Origin of the sequence: Kribbella sp. NBC_00382 (assembly GCF_036067295.1) — a bacterium.
In the GTDB taxonomy this organism is placed as follows: Bacteria; Actinomycetota; Actinomycetes; order Propionibacteriales; family Kribbellaceae; genus Kribbella.
In genome coordinates, this window is the sequence record NZ_CP107954.1 from 7,518,615 (window position 1) to 7,540,776 (window position 22,162).

General features: G+C 67.8%; 22 protein-coding genes. 9 read left to right on the forward strand and 13 right to left on the reverse strand.

From position 1 onward, the window contains the following. Positions 1-19: 19 nt before the first annotated feature. The 6 genes from OHA70_RS35355 to OHA70_RS35380 form a co-directional block, all read right to left on the reverse strand. Positions 20-706, reverse strand: coding sequence for an acyltransferase (locus OHA70_RS35355; protein WP_328325261.1), 687 nt, complete (start codon positions 704-706; stop codon positions 20-22). Next, entirely contained in the window at positions 703-1,869 is a 1,167-nt protein-coding gene (locus OHA70_RS35360; RefSeq protein WP_328325263.1) for a DegT/DnrJ/EryC1/StrS family aminotransferase, read from the reverse strand. Before OHA70_RS35360 ends, OHA70_RS35355 begins: the two co-directional genes overlap by 4 nt. Then, the gene (locus OHA70_RS35365; protein WP_328325265.1) at positions 1,866-2,975 is read right to left on the reverse strand and encodes a Gfo/Idh/MocA family protein; all 1,110 of its coding nucleotides are present in this window, start codon (positions 2,973-2,975) and stop codon (positions 1,866-1,868) included. The genes OHA70_RS35360 and OHA70_RS35365 overlap by 4 nt, the downstream gene beginning before the upstream one ends. Positions 2,976-3,456: 481 nt before the next feature. Then, complete coding sequence (locus tag OHA70_RS35370; RefSeq protein ID WP_328325268.1) at positions 3,457-4,866, reverse strand: replication-associated recombination protein A; 1,410 nt, start codon at positions 4,864-4,866, stop codon at positions 3,457-3,459. A 345-nt stretch (positions 4,867-5,211) separates the two neighbouring features. Continuing rightward, positions 5,212-7,692 (reverse strand): accessory Sec system translocase SecA2, encoded by a 2,481-nt coding sequence (gene secA2 / locus OHA70_RS35375; RefSeq protein WP_328325270.1) that lies wholly within the window; start codon positions 7,690-7,692, stop codon positions 5,212-5,214. Between the two features lie 60 nt (positions 7,693-7,752). Then, on the reverse strand, positions 7,753-8,565 hold the full coding sequence (locus OHA70_RS35380) for a GNAT family N-acetyltransferase (RefSeq protein ID WP_328325272.1): 813 nt from the start codon (positions 8,563-8,565) through the stop codon (positions 7,753-7,755). Positions 8,566-8,659: 94 nt separating this feature from the next. Between OHA70_RS35380 and OHA70_RS35385 the strand changes: the two genes are divergently transcribed. From OHA70_RS35385 to OHA70_RS35400, 4 genes are read left to right on the forward strand one after another with little or no spacing between them, the layout of a single operon-like run. Next, entirely contained in the window at positions 8,660-9,262 is a 603-nt protein-coding gene (locus OHA70_RS35385; RefSeq protein WP_328325274.1) for an AMIN-like domain-containing (lipo)protein, read from the forward strand. A gap of 36 nt (positions 9,263-9,298) precedes the next feature. Continuing rightward, entirely contained in the window at positions 9,299-10,057 is a 759-nt protein-coding gene (locus OHA70_RS35390) for a DeoR/GlpR family DNA-binding transcription regulator (RefSeq protein ID WP_328325276.1), read from the forward strand. 20 nt (positions 10,058-10,077) lie between these two features. Further along, entirely contained in the window at positions 10,078-11,235 is a 1,158-nt protein-coding gene (locus OHA70_RS35395) for an MFS transporter (protein WP_328325278.1), read from the forward strand. A 46-nt stretch (positions 11,236-11,281) separates the two neighbouring features. Further along, positions 11,282-11,881 carry an AMIN-like domain-containing (lipo)protein gene (locus OHA70_RS35400; protein WP_328325280.1) on the forward strand — a complete coding sequence of 200 codons (600 nt, stop codon included), beginning with the start codon at positions 11,282-11,284 and terminating at the stop codon, positions 11,879-11,881. Between the two features lie 69 nt (positions 11,882-11,950). Here OHA70_RS35400 and OHA70_RS35405 read toward each other — a convergent pair whose 3' ends face one another. Continuing rightward, positions 11,951-13,975 carry a GxGYxYP domain-containing protein gene (locus OHA70_RS35405; protein WP_328325282.1) on the reverse strand — a complete coding sequence of 675 codons (2,025 nt, stop codon included), beginning with the start codon at positions 13,973-13,975 and terminating at the stop codon, positions 11,951-11,953. A gap of 164 nt (positions 13,976-14,139) precedes the next feature. Here OHA70_RS35405 and OHA70_RS35410 point away from each other — a divergent pair, with 164 nt between their 5' ends. Both OHA70_RS35410 and OHA70_RS35415 read left to right on the forward strand, forming a co-directional pair. Then, positions 14,140-14,760, forward strand: a complete 621-nt coding sequence (locus OHA70_RS35410) for a TetR/AcrR family transcriptional regulator (RefSeq protein ID WP_328325284.1) — start codon at positions 14,140-14,142, stop codon at positions 14,758-14,760. Positions 14,761-14,765: 5 nt separating this feature from the next. After that, positions 14,766-15,146: a RidA family protein gene (locus tag OHA70_RS35415; RefSeq protein ID WP_328325285.1), complete on the forward strand. Its 381-nt coding sequence runs from the start codon at positions 14,766-14,768 to the stop codon at positions 15,144-15,146. A 13-nt stretch (positions 15,147-15,159) separates the two neighbouring features. Here OHA70_RS35415 and OHA70_RS35420 read toward each other — a convergent pair whose 3' ends face one another. From OHA70_RS35420 to OHA70_RS35435, 4 genes are read right to left on the reverse strand one after another with little or no spacing between them, the layout of a single operon-like run. Next, the gene (locus OHA70_RS35420; protein WP_328325287.1) at positions 15,160-15,513 is read right to left on the reverse strand and encodes a GntR family transcriptional regulator; all 354 of its coding nucleotides are present in this window, start codon (positions 15,511-15,513) and stop codon (positions 15,160-15,162) included. Continuing rightward, the gene (locus tag OHA70_RS35425) at positions 15,513-15,677 is read right to left on the reverse strand and encodes a hypothetical protein (RefSeq protein WP_328325289.1); all 165 of its coding nucleotides are present in this window, start codon (positions 15,675-15,677) and stop codon (positions 15,513-15,515) included. Before OHA70_RS35425 ends, OHA70_RS35420 begins: the two co-directional genes overlap by 1 nt. Continuing rightward, positions 15,674-16,249, reverse strand: coding sequence for a TetR/AcrR family transcriptional regulator (locus OHA70_RS35430; protein WP_328325291.1), 576 nt, complete (start codon positions 16,247-16,249; stop codon positions 15,674-15,676). The genes OHA70_RS35425 and OHA70_RS35430 overlap by 4 nt, the downstream gene beginning before the upstream one ends. A 19-nt stretch (positions 16,250-16,268) precedes the next feature. Beyond that, the gene (locus OHA70_RS35435) at positions 16,269-17,672 is read right to left on the reverse strand and encodes an MFS transporter (RefSeq protein WP_328325293.1); all 1,404 of its coding nucleotides are present in this window, start codon (positions 17,670-17,672) and stop codon (positions 16,269-16,271) included. Positions 17,673-17,795: 123 nt separating this feature from the next. Here OHA70_RS35435 and OHA70_RS35440 point away from each other — a divergent pair, with 123 nt between their 5' ends. Genes OHA70_RS35440 through OHA70_RS35450 form a run of 3 tightly spaced genes read left to right on the forward strand, consistent with a single transcriptional unit; the run spans position 17,796 to position 20,030 of the window. Continuing rightward, a complete protein-coding gene (locus tag OHA70_RS35440) occupies positions 17,796-18,479 on the forward strand; it encodes a class I SAM-dependent methyltransferase (RefSeq protein WP_328325295.1) in 684 nt (227 codons plus the stop codon). 49 nt (positions 18,480-18,528) lie between these two features. Further along, a complete protein-coding gene (locus tag OHA70_RS35445; RefSeq protein ID WP_328325297.1) occupies positions 18,529-19,143 on the forward strand; it encodes an RNA polymerase sigma factor in 615 nt (204 codons plus the stop codon). Further along, positions 19,140-20,030, forward strand: a complete 891-nt coding sequence (locus OHA70_RS35450) for a hypothetical protein (RefSeq protein WP_328325299.1) — start codon at positions 19,140-19,142, stop codon at positions 20,028-20,030. The genes OHA70_RS35445 and OHA70_RS35450 overlap by 4 nt, the downstream gene beginning before the upstream one ends. A 78-nt stretch (positions 20,031-20,108) precedes the next feature. Here the strand turns inward: OHA70_RS35450 and OHA70_RS35455 are convergent, their stop codons facing one another. Further along, on the reverse strand, positions 20,109-21,068 hold the full coding sequence (locus OHA70_RS35455) for a glycoside hydrolase family 19 protein (RefSeq protein WP_328325300.1): 960 nt from the start codon (positions 21,066-21,068) through the stop codon (positions 20,109-20,111). 121 nt (positions 21,069-21,189) lie between these two features. Continuing rightward, positions 21,190-22,134: a glycoside hydrolase family 19 protein gene (locus tag OHA70_RS35460; RefSeq protein WP_328325302.1), complete on the reverse strand. Its 945-nt coding sequence runs from the start codon at positions 22,132-22,134 to the stop codon at positions 21,190-21,192. Positions 22,135-22,162: the final 28 nt, after the last annotated feature.

The window sequence follows — 22,162 nt, forward strand, 5'->3', positions numbered from 1 at the left end:
CGGCTACCGCGGAGGAGACTCATCCCATTACCTCCATCGTGACACCGTTGCCCAGTGCCGTCTTGTCGTCGGCCGGTTCGGCGGGCGAGAAGCGGTACCGGGAGGCGGATGCGTCGTCCGGCTGGATCCGCGAGCTGATGTCCTCCAGCTCGCCGACCAGGCCACGGACGCGGGCTGGATTACCGAACGCGACGGTCCCGGCCGGCAGGTCACGGGTGACCACCGACCCGGCGCCGACCAGGCAGTTCTCGCCGATCCGGACGAACGGCAGCACCGTCACGTTGACGCCGAGCTGCGCACCGGCGCCGATCGACGGCCCGGACATCACCTCGGCCGACTCGGAGCTGCCCGGGTACAGATCGTTGGCGATCGTCACGCCGGGCGCGAGGAACGCGCCCGGCCCGATCTCGGTGTACTGCGCGACGTAGCAGTTCGTGTGGATCTTGACCCCGGCACCGATCCGGCAGCCGTAGTCGATCACCGTGTTGCTCCAGACCGACACGTCGTCGGCGATCTCGCACTGCTCCCGGACCACCACGTTGTGCCCGGTCTCGAACCGCTCGCCGATCCGCGAACCGGCGTACAGGATCGTGCCGCTGCGCAGCCGGGCACCCTCGCCGAGGGTCAGCTCCTGATCGGCTACCCGCGCCGCGGGGTAGCCGATCTGGACACCCGGGTCGGCGTTGACCGCCGGGTGCGTGGTCATCGGTCCAGCTCCGCCAGGACGGCGTTCAGTCCCTCGGCCACCCGGCGCGCGTCGTCCTGGGACAGATGCGGGAACATCGGCAGAGACAGTTGCCGTGCGGCGGCCGCCTCGGCCACCGGCAGCGGCCCGTCGGCGTACTGCGCGTAGGGCCCCATCACGTGGCAGGGAACGGGATAGTGGATGCCGGTCCCGATCCCCCGCTCCTGCAGGAGTTCACGCACCCGGTCGCGCTGGTCCACCTGGACGACGGCCAGGTGGTGCACACCCTCGCCGTCCTCGAGCTGCTCGACCAGCTTCGCGCGCTCCGGATCGATCAGCTCCCGGTAGATCGCCATCAGCTCGCGCCGCTGCTGGTTCCACTCGTCGAGGTGCCGCAGCTTCGCCGACAGTACGACCGCCTGTACGCCGTCGAGCCGGCTGTTCATGCCCAGCACCCCGTGCGAGTAGTGCCCGCCCTCGCTCTGCATCCGGCCGTGGTCGCGGATCGACAGCATCAACTCGGTCAGCTTGGCATCCGAGGTGACGACCGCGCCCGCGTCGCCGAAGGCGCCGAGGTTCTTGCCCGGGTAGAAGCTGAAGCAGCCGACATGGCCGAACGAACCGGCCCTGCGTCCGTTCCAGGTCGCGCCCTGGGCCTGCGCGGCGTCCTCGATCAGGATCAGACCGAGCTCTTCACACATCTGCGTGATCGCCGTCATGTCGGGCAGCTGGCCGTACAGATGGACCACCGCGACCGCCTTGGTGGCGGGCGTGACCGCAGCCTTGATCGTCTCCGGCGTGAGCAGCAGCGTACCGTCGTCGACGTCCGCGAACCGCGGTACGGCGCCGGCCAGGATCACGGCCTCCGCCGTTGCCACGAAGGTGTTCGCGGGCACGATCACCTCGTCGCCGGGACCGATGCCCAGGGCACGGATCGCCAGGTGCAAGGCATCGGTGCCGTTGGCAACACCGACCGCGAAGTCGGTACCGCAGTACTCGGCCCACTCCTTCTCGAAGGCCGCGACCGCTTTACCGCCGACGTACTGGCCGGTGCGGAGCACCTCGTCCCAGCCTGCCCGCACCTCCTCGGCGACGTCGGCGGTGGCGCCGGAGATGTCCAGGAAAGGCACAGGTTCGGAGGACCGAGCCGGCTGCTGCCGGTCGGTCGTGACTTCAGCGGTCACCGCAGTTCACCCACCGGGGCCGAACCGTTCTGGTGCAGCTTGACCTCGTCCAGCACGACCTTCGCCGCCCGCTCGGCGCGGACCTCGTCGATCAGCACCTCGCGGCCCTCGGCGGCCGACAGCTGGGCGGCCTCGAGCACCTCGACCACGGCCAGGCCGTTCGCCCCACCGGTCAGCGGCGTCAGCCCGGTCAGGATGCAGTCGACGAAGTGCTCGTCCTCGACCATCAGCGGCTCGTTCATCACCAGGTGCGGCGACACGACGTCGCCGTAGCGGTAGGACATCGGCGGCTGGGTCAGGTCCTCACCGAGCTGGGGCGGCTGCGTGACGCCCTTGTCGTGGACCTTGATCCGCTCCTCCGACGCCAGGTCGTTGAAGATCACCATCTTCTGGCTGCCGACCATGGTGACCCGGCGGACCTTGCACGGGTCCAGCCAGCTGACGTGCACGTTGGCCGTCACGTCCGGGTCCTTGTAGTGCAGCCGCAGGTAGCCGACATCCTCGAGCCTGGAGTTCGCGTGGTGCGACGACCAGCACTGCACGCTGACCGGAGTCGCGCCCAGTACGTAGTTCAGGATCGAGACGTCGTGCGGCGCCAAGTCGAACAACACGTTGCAGTCGTGCTGGTAGAGCCCCAGGTTGAGCCGCGCGGTGTCCAGGTAGTACAGGTCACCGAGCTCCTTCTTCTGGACCATCTCGCGCAGCTGCCAGACCGCCGAGTGGTACTCGAAGGTGTGGCCGACCATCAGCACGACGTCCTTGGCCTTCGCGGCCTCGATCATGTCCCGGGCGTCCGCCGCGGTGGTCGCCAACGGCTTCTCCACCATCACGTGCACGCCGGCCTCGATCGCCTTCAGGGCAAGCGGTTTGTGCGTGCTCGGCGGTGTCGCGATGATCACCGCGTCGAGGTGCGGAAGCGCCTCGTCCAGATTCTTGTACGCCTCCAGCGCCGGATAGTTCCGGGACAGCTGCAGCGCGCGGTCCGGGTTCGGGTCGATGACCGCGATCGTGGCCACCGACTCCAGTGAGTGAAGAACCCTGATGTGCTTGGATCCCCAGTAACCGCAGCCGACCACGCCGACGCGCAGACCAGTAGTATTCGTCATTGCCGGAAAACCCCCATAGTGAGACCCACCCCTGACCCTGCCAACCAGCGGTGACTCTCAGCCCCCGCTGACCCCCTGACCGACCCCCCGGTCAGCAAATGTCGATTGAACCGACAACGAAACAATAGGCCGACTTTTAGACCACGTACAGGCCTACGCCGCCTTGCGTGTCGCGAACTCGCTGGGTAATCGGACGACTCCAGAAAATCACAGTCCGGCGGTGGGCCGCAAGAGCCAGACGACTGACACTTCCGGGCAGATTCTCACTGTTCACCGCGACTTCGGCCGAAACTCCTTTACCTACCGGGCGTTTCCGGCGGAGTGCACAGACAACTCCGGACGGTTGGCCGTTCGCCGAATTTCCGGCACCGAAGCGTCTCGATGACGATCGGGCTCCGCCAATTGTGGCTATACCGCTTTTATTGTTGTGAATTCCCTGGGAAATACCTGGGAAATTCACCGGCGCACCGGAACTGCCCGGTCAGCGTTTCCGGAGGATCTCGCGAATCTTGGTCAGCGCCTCGGCATAAGCCGCCTCGCCGCCACGCCGGGTCGGTTGGTAGTAGTCCACCTTGTCGACGACGTCGGGGGCGTACTGCTGGCCGACCACACCCCGAGGATCGTTGTGGGAGTACTGATATGACGCTCCGTGGCCGATCTTCTTGGCGCCCGAGTAGTGCGCGTCGCGCAGGTGTGCGGGGACCGGACCGACCTTGCCCGCCTTGACGTCGGCGATCGCGGCGTCGATGGCCAAGATGACGGCATTCGATTTCGGCGCGAGGGCGAGTGCGACGACGGCCTGGGCGAGATTGATTCGCGCCTCCGGCATCCCGATCAACTGCACCGCTTCGGCTGCGGCGATGGCGACACCGAGTGCGGTCGGGTCGCCCATCCCGATGTCCTCGCTGGCCGAGATCACCAGCCGGCGGGCGATGAACCGCGGGTCCTCACCGGCCTCGATCATCCGGGCCAGGTAGTGCATCGCGGCGTCGACGTCGGACCCGCGGATCGACTTGATCAGCGCGGAGGCGACGTCGTAGTGCTGGTCGCCGGCCCGGTCGTACCTGACGGCTGCCCGATCGACCGCCGTCTCCAGCGTCTTCAGGTCGATCAGCACCGGACCGTCCGCGCCCGGCTCGGCTGTCCCTGCGACGCTCTTGTCCGCAGCGGCTCTGGCTTTTGCACCGCCGGCCGCTGCCTCCAGATAGGTGAGCGCGCGGCGGGCGTCCCCACCAGCCATCCGCAGCAGGTGATCCTTGGCGTCGGCGGCCAGCTCGAACTCACCGTTCAGCCCGCGCTCGTCGACCAGCGCGCGGTCGAGCAGTACGGCGATGTCGTCGTCGGTGAGCGACTCCAGGGTGAGCAGCAGCGAGCGGGACAGCAGCGGCGAGATGACCGAGAAGAACGGATTCTCGGTGGTCGCCGCGACGAGCGTCACCCAGCGGTTCTCCACGCCGGGCAGGAGGGCGTCCTGCTGCGCCTTGGTGAACCTGTGCACCTCGTCGATGAACAGCACGGTCTCGACGGTGTCGGCCCGGGTCAGGTCCCGCCGGGCGCCGTCGATCACCTGCCGGACCTCTTTGACCCCGGCGGTGACCGCGGACAGCTCGACGAACTTCCGGTTGGTGGCATGTGACACCACCGCCGCGATGGTGGTCTTCCCGGTCCCGGGCGGCCCCCACAGCAGCAACGACATCGGCTGATCACCCTCGACCAGCCGCCGCAACGGCGAGCCCGGGCTCAGCAGATGCTGCTGACCGACCAGCTCGTCCAGACCTCGCGGCCGCATCCGCACCGCCAGCGGCGCCGAGGTGTGATCGGCGTCGGCCAAGCTCCCGCCCCCACGCGCGGAAGCAGGAACACCTGGCAGCTCGAACAACCCATCACTCACCCCACGACCCTAACCAACGCCACCGACAATCCCCGCCCCGAGCCACCTGGACCGGTCAGGTTCACGTCCGGTAGCGGCAGCGGCGACGGATTCGGCGTGGCCGTGGTCTACAGCTCAGGCGGTCGAGTAGTTCGTCGTCTCCTTGTTCGGTGGCTAGCGTTACCGGCATCGCGATGATCGACCACAGCGCACGGAGGCGCCGCGTGAGCTCCTGCTCCGCAGTCTGAGCCCCCGCAGGTCGCGACGAATCGTGTTCTCCCATGTGTCCCCAGTTCTCCCCTGCCCCATGTATCGCAGGAGAGGGGGACAACGTTTCACGGAGACTCAGTCGGGCCCGTCACAGACTCACTCTTTGACGTCGGGCTTCTTCTCTTCGGCGTCCTCGTCGGCGTCGCGGAGCTCTTCGGGCAGCTCGTCGGCGAGGTCCTCGTCGTCGAGGTCGCGGAGTTCCTCGGGCAGCTCGTCCTCGTCGAAGGTCTCGGCCGGGATCTCCTCGGCCTGCCCCTCGGACTCGGGCTTGATGGCGTTGCGGAGCCGGCCGAGGATCCGGTCGGCCTCGGTGCCGAACGGGTTGTCGTTGACCAGGTAGGTCCAGGTCGCCGTCGGGCGCGGTACGCCGGAGGCTTCCTCGTCCAGGCCGTCGGCGGTGATCTCGGCTTCCTTGAAGGTCTCGGCCGCCTCGGTCCAGGAGTCGGCGATCAACGTGTCGAAGGAGGCGATCGCCGACTTGTTGAACTCGTCGATCGGCTTCATGTGCACGATGCCGCCGGCCAGCGAGCGCAGGTGGATGCCCTCACGCAGATCGGCCAGGTAGGCGAGGTGGTCGGTCCACTTCCGGTCCAGGTGGTGCAGCGCGATCTTCCGCGCCGCCGCCTTGACGGTCTCCTCGTCGAGTTCTTCGACCAGTTCGTCGTACCGCTCCTTGGCCCGCTCCGCCAGCTCCTCGGCGGCCAGGTCCTCGGTCAGCACCTTCTCGCGGGTGTCGAGCAGGATCGACCGCTGCTGGCCGGTGAGCCGGTGGTACGACCAGGTCGTACGGTGCAGCTCGGCGTTGGCGCCATCGGCGACGCGCTGCGCGTGCTCCAGCATGCCGATCGCCTTGCGATCGGTCAGTCGGCCGTCGGCGTCCGGCGATGGGCGCAGGCCTGACGTCACGGAGTACCGGGTGACGAGCTCGTCGGCGAGGCTGGCGAAGAACAGCGAGCCGCCCGGGTCGCCCTGCCGTCCGGCGCGGCCGCGTAGCTGGTCGTCCAGCCGGCGCGAAGCGTGCAGGCCGGTGCCGATGACATAGAGCCCGCCCAGCTCGACCGCGCGGTCCTTGTCCTGCGACTCGTCCCGCCCGCCAAGGCGGATGTCGGTACCGCGGCCGGCCATCTGCGTCGATACGGTCACCGTCCCCGGCACACCCGCCTCGGCGATGATCGCGGCTTCCTCGGCATCGTTCTTAGCGTTCAGGACGACGTGCGGGATGTCGGCTTCCTCGAGCTGATCGCTCAGCTGCTCGGACTCCTCGACGCTGTGCGTCCCGATCAGGATCGGCCGGTCGGTCTCGTGGACCTCCCCGATGTGCTCGACGAGCGCCTTGTTCTTCTGGGCGACCGTCAGGTACAGCCGGTCGGGCTCGTCGACGCGGACGTTCGGCGTGTTCGGCGGGACGACCGCCACCTCGACCTTGTAGAACTCCTGAAGCTGCTCGCCGACGACGACCGCGGTACCGGTCATGCCGCACAGCGTCGGGTAGCTGCTGACCAGCGCCTGCACGGTGATGCTGTCGAGCACCTCACCGGAGTCGCTGACCGGGACAGCCTCCTTGGCCTCGACGGCCGCCTGCAGACCGTCGGGCCAGCGCTGCAGCTTGGCGATCCGGCCGCGGTTGTTGTTGATCAGGCTGACCTTGCCGTCGCGGACCAGGTAGTCGACGTCGCGGCGCAGCAGTACTTCGGCGTGCAGCGCGACGTTGATCTGGGTCAGCCGGTCGAGGTTCTCGTCCTCGTACAGGTTGATGTCGCCGAGTGCCGCCTCGACCTTGTCCGTACCCTTGTCGGTCAGCGCGACCGTCCGGCCGTCGCCGTCGATCTCGTAGTCGAGCCCGGCGCGCAGCGTACGGACCAGCGCGACCACGTCGTCGTCGAGCTCCTCGGTGCGGGTCGCGCCGGCCAGGATCAACGGCACCCGGGCCTCGTCGATCAGCACCGAGTCGGCCTCGTCGACGAGCGCCACGTCGGGCTCGACGGTGACCCGGTCGGCGACGTCGTTGACCAGCCGGTCACGCAGTACGTCGAAGCCCAGCTCGCTCACCGGCGCGTAACAGACGTCGGCCTGGTACGCCGCACGCCGCTCCTCGGGTGTCGAGGCCTGGCCAATGTGGCTGACCGTCACGCCGAGCAGCTCGTAGATCGGCCCCATCCACTCCGAGTCGCGCTGGGCCAGGTAGTCGTTGACCGCCATCACCTGGACGCGCCGGCCACCGATCGCGTACCCGGCGGCGGCGAACGCACCGGCCAAGGTCTTGCCCTCACCGGTCGCCATCTCGACGATCCGGCCCTGCAGCAGCGCGAGCGCGCCGACGATCTGGCCGTCGAAGGCCCGCTCGCCGATGGCCCGCAGCCCGGCCTCCCGGGCGAGCGCGAGGAACTCGATCTGGTCGCCCTCGTCCAGACCACCGGTGGTCCGCATCTCGGCGACGACCTCGGTGAGTTCTTCGTCGGTGAGGTCCTTGAGCGACTCCTCCGCCTCGCCGACCGCAGTGGTCAGCTTCTCGTACGGGCCGAGGTCGATCGAGCCGGGGCGCTGCAGCAGCCGGCGAAAGCGCGAGGTGAGTTTCATGGCCATGATCTCCGCAACGTACAGCCTGCCGAGGTCGTTCCGCTCACCGGGTTGGGCGTGTCAAGCCATCTGTTGATTCCGCCATTCGTACCCGATGGTGGTCGCGACAGCGTGCAGGCCGAGCTTCTGCAGGATCGGCCGGGAGTCCTCCGATGCGTCGACGCGCAGGAACTCGTACCCGCGCTCCTTCGCGATCTTCGCCCGGTGCACCAGGATCGCGCTGTACAGCCCCTGCCGGCGCCATTCCGGCAGCGTCCCGCCACCCCACAAGCTCGCGAACCCGGTCCCCGGATGGAACCGGATCCACGCCGCAGTCAGCGCTGGCCCCTCGGGTCCCCGCAGAGCATCCTCGATCAGCGTTACCACCAGCCGGTCCGGGAACATCCGGTACTCCGCGGCCAGCCGCTCCTCGATCCGCTCCAGCCCCATGTGCCACAGCGAGTCCATCAGGACCGCGATCCGATGGAAGTCCGCCGGATCCTCCCCCACGTCCCGCATCCGCACCTTCGACGGCAGCGCCCCCGGCCGGGCCAGGATCGCGTCCACCTCGCCGAGGATCAGCGTCTCCGGTTTCGCCGCGACGAACCCGGCGCGGAGCAGCCGCTCCCCCAGGTCAGCCGGTTCGTCGTACGCGTAGGTCTTCCACTCGAACTCCAGGTCGCGCCCGCGGAAGAACTCGATCTGGGCCGCGATCACCGCGTCCGGGTCGTCGCCGAGCCCGCGCGGCGTCTCCACGAATCCGCCGCCGCCCGCGCCCTCGAGATACGAGCGGTGCACGAGCCCGTCCAGCTCCTGCTTCCAGCCGGGAATGGTGTCGGCATCCGGCAGCCGGATCCGGCGGTGGAAAACGTCTAGCAGCTCATCAGGTGTCATCACCGCCATCCTCGCCGTTCCGACGTCAACCGTCATCCCCTTTACGACGTCTTACCTGTAGAGCACTTCAGACGTCACGGAAGGGATGAACGTCATGAGCAGATTCGGTTCCTCCTCCCTCCCCGTCCGCGGCTCGATCGTCACGCTGGCGATCGCCGCCCTGGCCACCGGCGCCGCGGTCGCGGTACCGGCGCAGGCGAGCCCACTCGTCGAGCGGTCGGTGGCGCGCTCGACCAGTTGCTCGGTCGTCTGGGGTTCGTTGCCTGAGGCAAGTTCCAAGTGGAGTGCGGCCGCGGTCAAGAACCTCCGGACCGGCCGGCACGCCTGCTACGACCGGCTCGTCATCGACCTGGCCGGCAAGCGATCCACCGGCTACCGGGTCGGCTACGTGAAGGTGGCCACCGCCGATGGCTCGGGCGCACCGATCCGGGTGCGTGGCGGCGCCGTGCTGCAGATCGTCGTCGACGCCCCGGCGTACGACGCGAGTGGGCGGCCGACGTACCGATTCAAGAACCAGAAGGAGCTGTCTGCCGTCGCCGGGTACAGCGCCTTCCGCCAAGTGGCCTGGGGCGGCAGCTTCGAAGGCCGGACGACTCTGGCGCTCGGCGTCCGGGCCCGGCTGCCGTTCCAGACCCACGTCCTGACCGGCCCGGGCACCACCACCCGGCTCGTGATCGACGTGGCCCACCACTGGTGAGTTGCGATCGAACATTGCTCGTGTTCGGATGAACGTGTGCACAGTGAGGAACGGCTGAGGTTCGTCGTCGAGGAACTAGCCCGTTCTGGCCGGGTCGGTGTTGCCGACCTGGCTCAGGACACCGGGACGTCGGAGATGACGATCCGCCGCGACCTCGATCTGTTGCAGAGCCAGGGCTTGGTACGCCGGGTCCGCGGCGGCGCGGTCGGGGTCGCACTGCGGGGCGAGATCATCCCGTTCACGCTGCGGGACAAGCAGGGTAAAGAGGTCAAGCGGCGGCTCGGTGCGGCCGTCGCCGAGTTGATCTCCGACGGCGAGGCGGTCGCGCTGGACAACGGGACGACCTGCCTCGCGGTCGCCCGCGAACTGGCCGGGCGCGCGATCACGGTGATGCCGCTGTCGCTGCACTCCGCCGTCGTCCTTGGCGAAGCGGCGAGGACAAAACTGATCATGCCTGGCGGCGAGGTGAGCTCGCCCGAGCTGGCCTCGTACGGCGCTGCCGCGGAGGCCGGCGTCCGTGGCATCCACTTCGACACCGCCGTGATCAGCAGTTGCGCCGCACTCCCAGCGCACGGCCTGACGACCAACACGCTCGCCGACGCGGCGATGAAGCGCGCCCTGATCGAGTCCTCCGCGCGGGTCCTGCTGGCCGTCGAATCGGCCAAGCTCGAACGAACCGCGATGGTGACCGTGGCCGGCCTCGAGTCCGTAGACGTCCTGATCACCGACGCAGCCGCCAACAACGAAGCCCTAGAAGCCTTCCGCTCCGCCGACGTCGAAATCCGGTTCACATGACCACCACATCCCCCAATCCAATGTCCACCAGGACGGCGGCGGGAGCCGTGTTCCTGTTGTTCGTGACCAATGGGCTGCTGATCGGCGGTGTCGGCGGAAGCCTGCCGGCGCTGCGGGATCGGCTCGACATCGGTGCTCAAGGGCTTTCGCTGTTGCTGTTCTGTCTGGCGTCGTCGGCTGTTGTGTCGATGCAGATCGGTGGCCGGCTCGCCGACCGGATCGGTGCGCGGCCGGTCGCCCTTGTCACGCTGACCCTGCTCGCGCTCGGCGTCGGCGCCCTGTCGATCACCTCATCGTTGCCCTGGGCAATCGTCGCGATGGTGCTGGCCGGACTCGGCAACGGCGCGATGGACGTCGCGATGAACTCGCTCGGCGTCGAGGTCGAGCAGGCCCGCCCGAAACCGATCATGAGCCGCTTCCACGCCTTCTGGAGCGTCGGCAACCTGACCGCCGCCGGCATCATCGTGCTGATTGCGCGCCTGTTCGACAAGACTGGCGCGGCCAACGTAGGCCCGGCCCTGGGCACGCTCTGCATCGTCGGACTGGCGTCCATCGCCGTCTGCATCCGGATCGTGCCGCGCGGACGGAAGATTGAGCACACCGAGGACGGCGTCCGTACACCGATCCCCCGGCTGGCCTGGGCACTCGGCCTGATGGCGTTCTGTTTCGGCCTGGCCGAGGGTACCGCCGTCGACTGGTCCTCGGTCCACGTCACCGACGTCGCCAAGATCGACCCATCGACAGGCGCCCTCGGCCTGGTCGCCGTCAGCGGCTTCATGGTCATCATCCGCCTACTCGGCGACCGAGCAGTAGCACGCGTCGGCCGCCGCACCGTAGTACGCGTCGGCGCGGTAACCGCCATCGGCGGCTACCTGTTCACGGTCTTAACCCAGCCTCTCCCACTCCTGCTGATCGGCTGGGCCCTAGTCGGCCTAGGCGTAGGCCTAGTCGCCCCTCAGGTCTATGCCGTGGCCGGCCACGTAGGCGGCGGCCGCATGCTCGCCATCGTCGTAACCTTCGGCTACGCCGCCTTCCTGGTCGGCCCCGCGATCATCGGCCAACTCGTCCAGCACTTCGGCATCCAGCACGCGATGATCCTGCCGCTCGCGCTGTCGGCCTGTCTGGTCGCGGTCTCAGCCGTCCTCCCCCGCGACGAAGAAGCTCAGCCGGATCGATAACTTCCCACCCTCCGGGCGCATCTAACAGGTGTCCTGAGGGGGGCACATGAAATGCATCCAGTTCATCCACCACCACCCACCGATCCGCACCGCACTCGCAGTACTCGCCCTCGCCGCACTACCGGCGGGCGCGGTCAATGTGCCGGCGTACGCCGCGCAGACCACGACTACCGCCGTTGCCGCCGGCTGCCCCACCGACTGGGGTTCCTTGCCTGAGGCAAGCACCTACCAAGGCTGGGGCCAGCTGACCAACGTCCGGACCGGCAGGCACACCTGCTACGACCGGATCGTGTTCGACGTGCAGGGCAAGCCGTCCTGGTTCCGCGCGCACTACGTGAAGAACTTCTACACCGTCGGCGAAGGCAAGCTGATCCCGGCGCGCGGTGGCGCCAAGCTGGAGATCATCCTGTCGGTGTCCTCGTTCGACACCGACGACGGCGTCCCGAGCTACGATCCGCCGAACTACCACGAGCTGACCAACGTGCACGGCTACCGGACGTTCCGGCAGATCGTGGACGAGGGAAGCTTCGAGGGCGAGACGGCCATCGGTGTCGGACTCCGCGCCCGCCTCCCGTTCCGCGTCTTCACCCTGACCGGGGCTGGCAACACCAGCCGGATCGTGGTCGACGTGGCGCACCACTGGTAGTACCGGTGGGAAGGCTGTAACCGAAAGCCGCTGGACCTGCCGCGCCACCGCGGCAGGTCCAGCTTCTGGTCAGAGCACGCGATTGAGTAGGTCGAAGAAGCTGTTGGCGAGAACCAGTTCGTACGGGTCCTTGAGCAGCGCAGCCAGCTCTGAGATGTCCGACGGAGTCCACGACCACGCATTGATCCCGCCGGAGATGAACAGCGGCTTCGTACCGTCCCACTGTGCGACCCGGGCATCCAGCGCGGCCTTGTACTCCGCGGCCTTGCCGGGCGCACCCCACTGTCCGACGATCGGCAGCCCACCCTGGCGGACCGCGAGCAGATCGCCGTCCCAGGTCTGCATGATCCCCTTCAACGGCGTGTACTTCTTGAAGCCGGCGGCGATCTCCGGCGACAGCAACACCCACTTGTCGTTCTCGCGGTGGCTGTAGGAGTAGACGACATCCATCCCGGTCCGGCGCAGCGTCGAGCCCGTCAGCTTCAGGAATTGCGTGAACTGATCGGCCGCCCACGACCCCGGATACGTGTAGCCCGCGCCCGACGGGCCGCAAACCAACAAGTCGTTGGCCGTCGCGGTCCGCTGGTAGTGACTGAACAGTCCCGGCCCGGTCTCGAGGAGCAGCGGACTGATGGTCCAGTTGGCGGGCGCATCGCCACGCTTCGGGTCGTCCCACAGGTCGCGCATGTGCCGCTGGCAGTACTGGATGTTGTCGCCCTCGCCGAAGGTCAGCGTCAGGTACACCTTGTTCTTCGGCTTGTTGATCCGCCGTACCGGCCGGACCTTCTCCGAGATCGGGGCGGTGAACCCGGCGTGGACCGTCCCGTTCATGTAGAAGTCGGCCGCGATCACCGGCGAACCACCTTGTGAGGCGAGGTCGACGCCGTCCCACTCGCCGGAGACGTCGTTGGCGAACCAGCCCATGTACGGCGCCAGCGTCGGGTACTTCGCGAAGTGCTCGACCAGCAGGTCGCCGGTCTCACCACCCGGCGGTAGCCAGCTCACCAGGGCTTTGGTGGCCACCACGTAGTCGCGGAAGTACGCGAACGGTTCGATCCGGGTCGGTGAGGTGTCGGTCGCGCTCACCAGGTACTGGTTCCACATCGTCACGGTGACCACGAGGGACGTCGTACCGGCCGGTGGGGCGAACTGGTAGATGAAGTAGCCGCCGCCGTCGCTGAAGCGGTTGGCCTCGCCGCCGATCGACGAGTTGACGCCGTCGAAGAGGAACGGCGCCTCCTCCGGCGTACCGGGCAGGAAGTGGGCGATCTGGGTGCCGTTGGCCTTCACGGTGACCTCGGAGACCGAGGCGCCCCAGCCGTCGTCGGTGAACGAGTCGGAGAACCGGACGAAGACGGTTCCCTTGCCGAGCTTGGCCGAGACGTCGAGGTCGTAGTTGCCGCGGTTGGACGAGTCGCGGATCTGCCGGGTCTCCCGGGCGATCTCCTGCCACTGCACGTTCTCGACCGCGACCACGCGGGTCGGTGGCAGGCCGGCGAGCAGCTTGTGGGTGACCCGCGGGAACAGGTTGTCGAGCTGCCAGCGGTAAGTCTTCACCCGGTCGTCGTCGAACATCCCGCGCAGGTCCTTGACGATCCGCAGGCCGTGCGCCTTGGCCTGATCGGCGTCGGCGACGACGGCGTTCTCCAGGCCGGCCAGGGTCGTCGCGACGTTCAGCGAGTCCGGTACGGCGGGGTCGTGGACGATCGCGCCGCGGACCCGATGCCGGTACTTGGCCACCAGGTCCAAGGGATTCTGGTACGTCGTCGTGGGCAGGTGCATGTCGGCGAGCCACTTCGCGTCCGGCGTACTCATGGTGCCGGTGTCGAAGCTGAAGTAGAGCTCGGGCTTACTGCGGTTGACGATGCCCTGCAGGGTCGTCAGCAGCGTCTGGTCGCCGCCGCTGAGTTTGCTGACATCGCCATAGTGCAGGTGTTTCGGTCTACTGAAGGCCGGCAACAGCCGGCCGCCTCCACCTGTGCTCGTGCTCTCCGTCGTGCTCTGGGCCGCGCTCGCGGGTAGGCCGGGGAGCAACCCGAATCCACCTGCTGTCAGTGCGCCGCTGCCCGCCAGGAACGTTCGTCTCGACACCATCGTGACCACTCCCCTGTCGCTGACATCGCTGTCAAATGACGGGGAGATTAGTCAGCATTACGCCGCGTGTCGAGACCTCGGACAACGTTGTCGGCAGATTGCTTGGAATCGTTTCCGTTTGCTTCGACGCTCAAGGCTCTACCGTATGGTGATACGGTATCGACATGAGTGACTTGGGATCCGGCCGCGCTCGCCGGGCGGGCGGCGCCAAGCGCACGCTCGTGCTCGATCAGGTGATCGCGGTGCTCGCCGACCGCGGCTACGCCGGTACGCGGTACGCCGACGTGTCCGAGGCGTCGGGGGTGGCGGTCAGCACCTTGCAGGGTTATTTCGGCTCGCGCGAGGACATGCTGATCGAGGCCTTCGGGCGCGCCACGGCCGTAGCGGTGACCGCTATGGACGAGCTGGTGGCACAGTTCGATGACCCCTGGCAGCAGTTGGTCGCGATGGTCGATCAGGGGCTGTCGACGGGGGTCGGCACCTGGCGGATGTTGATGGAGTTCTGGACGGCCGCCGCTCATGACGCCGAGTTGCAGGAACACGCTGGGGCGCTGGCGGCGCAGTACCGGGAGCCGTTCGTCGATGCGGTGCGGCGAGGAGTCGAGAGCGGTGCGTTCACTCCGCGCTTCGACGCTGCCGCCGTGGTCGAGGTCGTGGTGGCGACCATCGTCGGGCAGCTCTACCCGGTCGTACTGGGTCATCGAACGCCGCAGGACAAAGACTATCGCGAGGTTGTGCTGGCTCAGCTCGCCTTCGCGCTCACGATCAACCCAGCAGAGAGGTGACCTGCATGTTCGTCAACCCGGAGGGCCTGCACAACCCGGCCCCGTTCGGCTACAGCCATACCGCCGCCGTTCCGGCCGGCTCAGATCTGGTGTTCGTCTCGGGCCAGTACGGATCGGGCCTGGACGGAATGGTCGTCTCACCCGACTTCGCCGAGCAGGTGAAGCAGGCGTTCACCAACCTGGGGATCGCGCTGGCCGCCCACGGGCTCGACTTCAGCCATGTGGTCCAGCTCAGGACGTACGTGGTGAACCCAGACTTCGAGAAGCTCGGCGTGATCGGCCAGGCCGTCGGCGCCACTCCCCCGACCCAGACCGTGATCGGGGTAGCAGCGCTGGCGATGCCCGACATCCTGTTCGAGGTGGAAGCGGTCGCCGCCCGCTCGTAATTGCCCTAGGCAACTACCAGGCTTCGTGCAGGATGCGGGTCGCCTCGGACAGCGAGAGGTTGGCCCGGCGGGCCGCGCGGGCGAACACCGTGGCCGCCGCCTGAGTCTCCTCGTCGTCGATCTCGCTGCGCGCGGCCAGTACGAACGTCCCGTTCCGGCCGCGCGTCTCGATCAACCGGTCGGCCTCGAGCTCCTTGTACGCCCGGGCCACGGTGTTGACCGCGAGTCCGAGATCCCCGGCGAGCTGGCGCACGGTCGGCAGGCGCGTCCCTTGCGCCAGCTCACCCCGGCGGATCAACTGCTCCACCTGCTGCTTCACCTGCTCGTACGGCGGCTGGGATGCGGCCGGGTCCACCGAGATGATCATCAGCTCTGCCTGTCTCCGGTCTGCTGGATCGCTTGCTGCGAGCGACGCAGTCCGCGCTTACTGTCGGCGGCGCCCCAGATCAGGCATTCGCCCGCCGTGCCGCCGATGAACATAACCCAGGCGAACGGCTCGGCGAAACCAGGAACGCCGACCGGCACGGTCATGGGCGGAGGGTGGAGAGCAGGGTGCTGATGAGGAGGGCGGGGGCGTCGGCTGAGGTCAGGCGGCCGGCGTCGACCTCGTCGGCGGCCGCGTGCAGGATCGCGTAGAAGGTGGCGACCAGCCAGTCCACCGGCTGATCGGTGCGGAAGTCACCGGTCGCGCGTCCCCGTTCCACCAGCCGGCCGACATGCTGGAAGGCGGCGTCGTGCTGGCGCCGCAGCGCTTCCGGACCGATCTCGGCGAGTGCGATCGTCCGCACCCGCCGATGCCGATCCAGAATCGGCCACGTCTCTTGCACCATCCGCGCCAGCGCCTCCGCAGGCGGCCGATCTTCCAGTTCAAGCTCCGTCAGTACCTCATCGGTGTGCGCGATCCCCCGCCGCAACACTTCCTCCAGCAAAGCCTCACGCGACGGGAAGTGCGAGTACAGGGTGACGCGGCCGATCCCGGAGGTGGTGGCGACCTCGCTCATCGACGGCAGCACGCCGCGCGCCATCAACTCGTGGGTAGTGCGCAGGATCGTCTCGATGTTCCGCTCGGCGTCGGCCCTGCGCTTAGGAGTGGAGGTGGGCACGGCTCCACCTTACGAGGCCTCAGTGCCCATGTCCGTGACCCGCTACTACGAGGGCCTTGCCTGCTGGGACGAGGGCCAGGGCGATCACCCCGGACACCCCTGCGGCGATCGCGCAGACGGCGTACCCGGCGGAGAAGCCGTCCGTGCCGATAACCATCGGGCCGGCGAAGCTGGCAGCCGCGACAGTCGACATCACCGCGATCCCGATGCTCCCGCCGAGCTCGTGGAAGGTCGTGACGACGCCTGACGCCACCCCGGCCTCGGCCGAGGGCACGTTGGCCATGGTGGTGGTCATCGCGGTCACGAAGAGCGGCCCGACCCCGAACGCTGCCAGCAGGAACCCAGGCAGTACTCCGGTCCAGACACTCTCGCCGACTCGACTCAACAACGCCGCTCCGACGGCAACGACGAGGAAGCTCCCCGCAGCGACCGCACGTCCACCTACCCGCCCGATCAGGTGCCCGCCGACCTGCGCTCCTAAGGTGATCGCCAAGGCGACCGGCAGGAACACCAACCCGGTCTTGAGTGCACTGTAGCCACGAACCTCTTGCAGCAAAGGAGAAGTCAGGAAGAACAAGCCCAGCAGGAGCCCGGTCGCCACCAGCATCAGGAACATCCCCGAAACCACCGGACGACGACCCATCGTCCGCAGATCCATCAGCGGGACAGCCGTCCTCGCCTCCACCAACAGGAACAGTCCATAGCCAACCGCAGCAGCCGCCAGAACCCCCAACGTCCTCGCCGAGGCCCACCCGTCCGCTCCAGCGTTGACCAACCCATAGATCAGCAGCCCGGTCGCACCTGTCACCAGCAGAGCACCTGGCACGTCAATCGACCTCCGCCCGACACCCGCCCGGACCGTGTGTGCTTGCCCCGGGGCCAGTCGGGGTAGCAGTACGAACACCGCCGCGCCGATCGGTACGTTCACGAAGAAGATCCACTGCCAGCCGGGTCCGGCCGTCAGCAGACCTCCGAGAAGCACTCCGGCCGCCGCCCCGGCGCCGCCGATGGCCGCCCAGATCCCCAGCGCCCGGCTGCGATCCCGCTCGTGGAAAGTCGTCGCGACGATCGCGAGCGCCGCCGGCGAGAGCAGCGCCGCTCCCAACCCCTGCGCCGCCCGGCCGGCGATCAGCACCGCAGCGGATCCCGCCAGCCCGGACGTAGCCGACGCCAGCGTGAAGACCACCAGCCCGGCCAGCAACGTCCGCCGCGCACCGAGCACATCGGCCAGCCGCCCACCGAGGATCATCAGCCCGCCGAACACCAGCGTGTACGTCGTCACCACCCAGGTCAGCGACTGCCGACCGAGCCCAAGATCGGTCCCGATACTCGGCAACGCGATCTGCACGACAGTGATGTCGACCACCAGCATGAACTGCACGAACGCCAGCAAGCCGAGCACCAGCCATCTGTTCTGTCGCATCTCCACACCCTTCTAACCTGAACACTGCTGTATAGTTTATTGAAGAGAGCGTGGCACGGACGCCAAGATTCGGCAAGAGCCGAATCTCTGGATCAGCCGGCGGGAAGGACCGAGGCTCGCGGTATGACGACAGACGAACGCGTGGGGCAGAGCGGCACCGGCCCCGGGGAGATCGCGCCGGACGGCAGTTCGGTGGATTTGTACGTCCAAGTGCAGCCACACGGCGAGGACGAGTTGGTCAACGCCGCGATCGCTCACGGCAGCAGCATTCTCGAACTGGGCTGCGGGACCGGGCGGATCACCCGGCCGTTGGTTGCCTTCGGCCACCAGGTGGTGGCGGTGGACGAGTCGGCGGCGATGACGGCGCAGATCACCGAGGCGGAGACGGTGGTGTCGACGATCGAGGACCTTCGGCTGGATCGCCGGTTCGACGTGGTGCTGATGATGTCGTACCTGATCAACGTCGCCGACGACGGCGCTCGGCAGCGCTTGCTCGACACCTGTGCGCACCACGTCAAGCCGGACGGGGTGGTGCTTCTGCAGCAGCAGGATCGGGAGGTGTTCGCGCGGAACGTAGTACGGGAGAGCGCGCAGCGGCGGGTCGAGGTCGCGGATGTGCAGCAACTCCCCGACGACATGCAGTCGGCCACGATGATCTACACCGTCGGCGACCACACCTGGTCGCAATCTGTCCTGGTCAAAAACTTGACCGAGGAAAGACTTGTCGCTGCCCTGCACGCGTCCGGGCTCGCTCTGGACGGCTACCTGACGCCTGACCGGGGCTGGATCCGAGCCAACCTGCTGTAGCCCGCAACCTGGCAGGCAACCCAGCGGGGACCCGCGGACCCTGTTAGGTATGCCCATGACATCGAGCAGGCAGGACAAACCTCCGCCTGCGATGCCCACCGACCACGACCTGTGGGAGGCACTGCGCCGCTGCGACCCCGAGGCCCTCGGCACCCTCTTCACCCGGTACGCCGGTGCCGTACACGCCTACGCCGTGCGTCATACCGGCTCGTACTCGACCGCCGACGACGCAGTACAGGCCACCTTCATCACTGCGTGGAGGCAGTTCAGCCATGCCGACCCAGGGCCGCTGGTGCATGACACGGCCCGCGCCTGGCTGCTGACGATTGCCCGCAACGAGCTACGGAACTCCACCCGAGCCAGAAGGCGGCTGGCCCAGTTCGTCAGTCGTCAACCCGCTCCCCTGCACGCACCCGACCATGCTGAGAGCGTTGCGGCGCGCGTCGACTCCGAGCAGCAGATCCGGGCCGTCCGGGCCGCGCTCGGCCGACTGCCGGCACACGAACGCGAGACGGTCGAGCTCGTCTACTGGGCTGAACTACCGCTCGCCGAGGCAGCCGCAGTACTGGGCGTCGCCGAAGGCACCGTCAAGGCACGCCTCTCCCGGGCCCGCCGACGATTGCCTGCCCTGCTTGACCAATCCGGACCGGAGGAGGCCCGATGAACAACCTCACCACCCCACCCCCGGTCGAGGAACTCGACCCGCAGTACGCCGAAGACCTCCGCGCCGAACTGGTCCGCAACGCCCGCGGTACCCGCCGCGAGTGGTCCGTCTGGACCCCGATTCTGGCCGCCGCCTGCGGAGTAGCCGTCATCACCGGCGGAGTTGTCGCCAGCACGCGCGGCAGCGGCTCATCGGACCCGGCCGGCAGCCCCGCACCGACTCCGTCGTCGACCGTGGCCAAGAAGGTCCCGGACGGCGGCTCCGAGCGGATCAACCTCGACCGCGGTTCCACGAACAGCTTCAGCTCATTCGGTGAGGCAGTCGGCAAGCGATGCCTGGCCGCCAAGACCTCGGCCGCAGGCGACGCCAATCCGGCAAAGCCGAGCGACGCTGTCGACTACGCCAGTTACATGCCCCGGTGGACGAAGGCTCTGCCTGGTACCGACGACCAGATCCGCCCGGTGAAGACCAAGCTGCTGATCCAGAGCTACACGACCCAGGCCGGGGCACATGCCTACTGCGTCGACGACCAGCTGATGCAGGTCTTCGATCCCGCCGCGGGCCGGTCCTGGGAGCAGAGCCGGAACCTGAGCAAGACCGAGCCTCTCAACGGGCAGTGGACCATCTCGCAGCTCCCGTACGGCCAGTCGAGCCTGCTGTTCGTCAGCTTCAGCTTCGCCGCGATGCCGGACATCGTGAAGGTCGAGCTCCGGATCCGGTGGACCGGCGGCGCGTCACCCTGGTACGGCGTACCGGTGGACGACGGCTTCGGCTACGCGACGGCCTCGCAGGCGGGCGCGGTCCACGAACGCGGAAAGATGGAGGTGGACTACCGCGCGCTCGACAACGACGACCGCGTGGTGTTCAGCGGCATCGAGTACGGCTAGAGCAGCCGCGGCCGGCTGGACATCAGGTGGAGTCCAGCCGGCCGGGGCTTTAGCGGTGGATCTTCGGGTGAGGAGGGGTCAGCCGAGGCCGCCGCCTACCTTGGTCAGCGCGTCGAACTGGGTGCGGGTGAGCTTGCTCGTGTCGCCACTCAGCGCCTTGGAGCGGGTGCAGATGATGCCGCCTGGCACGGAGCCGGTCAGCACCCGGATCGCGCTCTTGAACGAGTCGCATCGACGCTGGTCCTCAGCGCCGGCCGGGTAGCCGATCGCGGCGTTGACCTTGCCCATGTTGAGCTGGTCCGCGAACGGGTTGATGTTGCGGGCAACCGTCCAGTACCACCGGGCGATCGGAGCGCTCCACTGCAGCGACCGGGCCAGCTCGGGATTGCCGAGCAGATCGATACCGAAGTACTGACCGGCCGGTCCGTAGTTGAAGTCACCGGTCAGCTGGATGTAGCCGCGACCACCGTAGACACGGGTGTCGCCGATCTCGCGGATGTTGTACTCGAGCCGCGACTCGTGCACCAGCGTCGCCAGGAAGGCTGCCTTCCGGTACGGCGTATTGATGTTGGCGTCCCGCATTGCCTGGTTGAGGGACGGCAGCCCGGTCTGGACGAGCGACGGATTCGCGATGCGCGTACCGAACATCGCCTGGACCTGCGCGAGGGTGATGTCACCCGACGGCGGGTTGGTGCCACCGCATTCGGGGACGCCGGGGAGCTTGTCCTCGGGGATCGCGACGTACGCGACGGTGACGTACCCGCCGAGCGCCGGCACGTGCGCCCACCAGCGGCTCGAACCGCCGGAGACGGTGACCAGGTCGCCGTACTTCTGGCAGTCGACGTCGATGGCGGTCGGGCCGGGCAGCGTCCGGACGACGGGCGAGGACAGGTAGGCGTCGGCGCGCACGTTCACGCCGGTGCCGTAGGTGTTGAAGACGGCGGCATTGGCCGGAACGGCGGTGATCAGGCCACCGGCGGTGAGCCCGGCGAGGGCGAGGGTGGCGATGAGGAGGCGGCGGATTCTGCGCTTGAGCATGACAACTCCCGGGGCGGGGCAGTTTGGGCGGGTGTCGTGAAAAGTTCACGTTGCCTATCGCGACACTGTTACTTTCCACCCAAACGGCCCCGGGCTCAAGCCTTTCGACCCAGGTTGCAGCTCAGCCGACAGTGCCGGGGATCCGGTCGAGGGCCTCGAACTGGGTCTTGGTGAGCTTGCTGGTGTCACCGCTGAGCGCCTTCGAGCGGGTGCAGATCACGCCGGCCGGGACGGAGCCGGACAGGTACCGGAGCGCGTTCTTGAAGGAGTCGCAGCGCCGCTGGTCCTCGGCGCCGGCCGGGTAGCCGATGGCTGCATTGACCTTGCCCATGTTGAGCGCGTCGGCCATCGGGTTGATGTTGCGGGCGACGGTCCAGTACCAGCGGGCGATCGGGGCGCTCCACTGCAGCGAGCGGGCCAGCTCGGGGTTGCCGAGTAGGTCGATACCGAGGTACCGGCCGGCGGGGCCGTAGTTGAAGTCCCCGGTGAGCTGGATGTAGCCGCGGCCGCCGTAGACGCGGGTGTCGCCGATCTCGCGGATGTTGTACTCGAGCCGCGACTCGTGGACGAGGGTGGCGAGGAACGCGGCCTTGCGGCGGGGCGTGTTGATGTTGGCGTCCCGCATTGCCTGGTTGAGCGATGGCAGGCCGGTCTGCACGGTCGACGGGTTGGCGATCCGGGTGCCGAACATCGCTTGGACGTCGGCGAGCGTGACATCACCGGCAGGCGGCGGCGGGTCCGCCGGACAATCCGGTACGCCGGGAAGCTTCGTCCCCGTGGTGTTGATGTACCCGACCGTCGCGTACCCGCCATGCGCAGGCAGATGAGCCCACCAACTAGTCGCCGCCCGCCCCGGCACCGTGACCGAGTCGCCCAACTTCTGGCAGTCGACATCAACTCCCGTCGGCCCGTTGAGCACCTTCACCACGGCGGCGGACAGGAATGGCTCGGACCGGATGTTGAGAGCACTAGCGGTGGTCTGGAAGGCAACCGCATGAGCAGGTGTCGCGGCAACCAGGCTGATCGCGGCCACAACCACAACAGACGACAGAACGCGCTTGAACATGAGAACTCCCGGGCGGTAGGAGGATGAT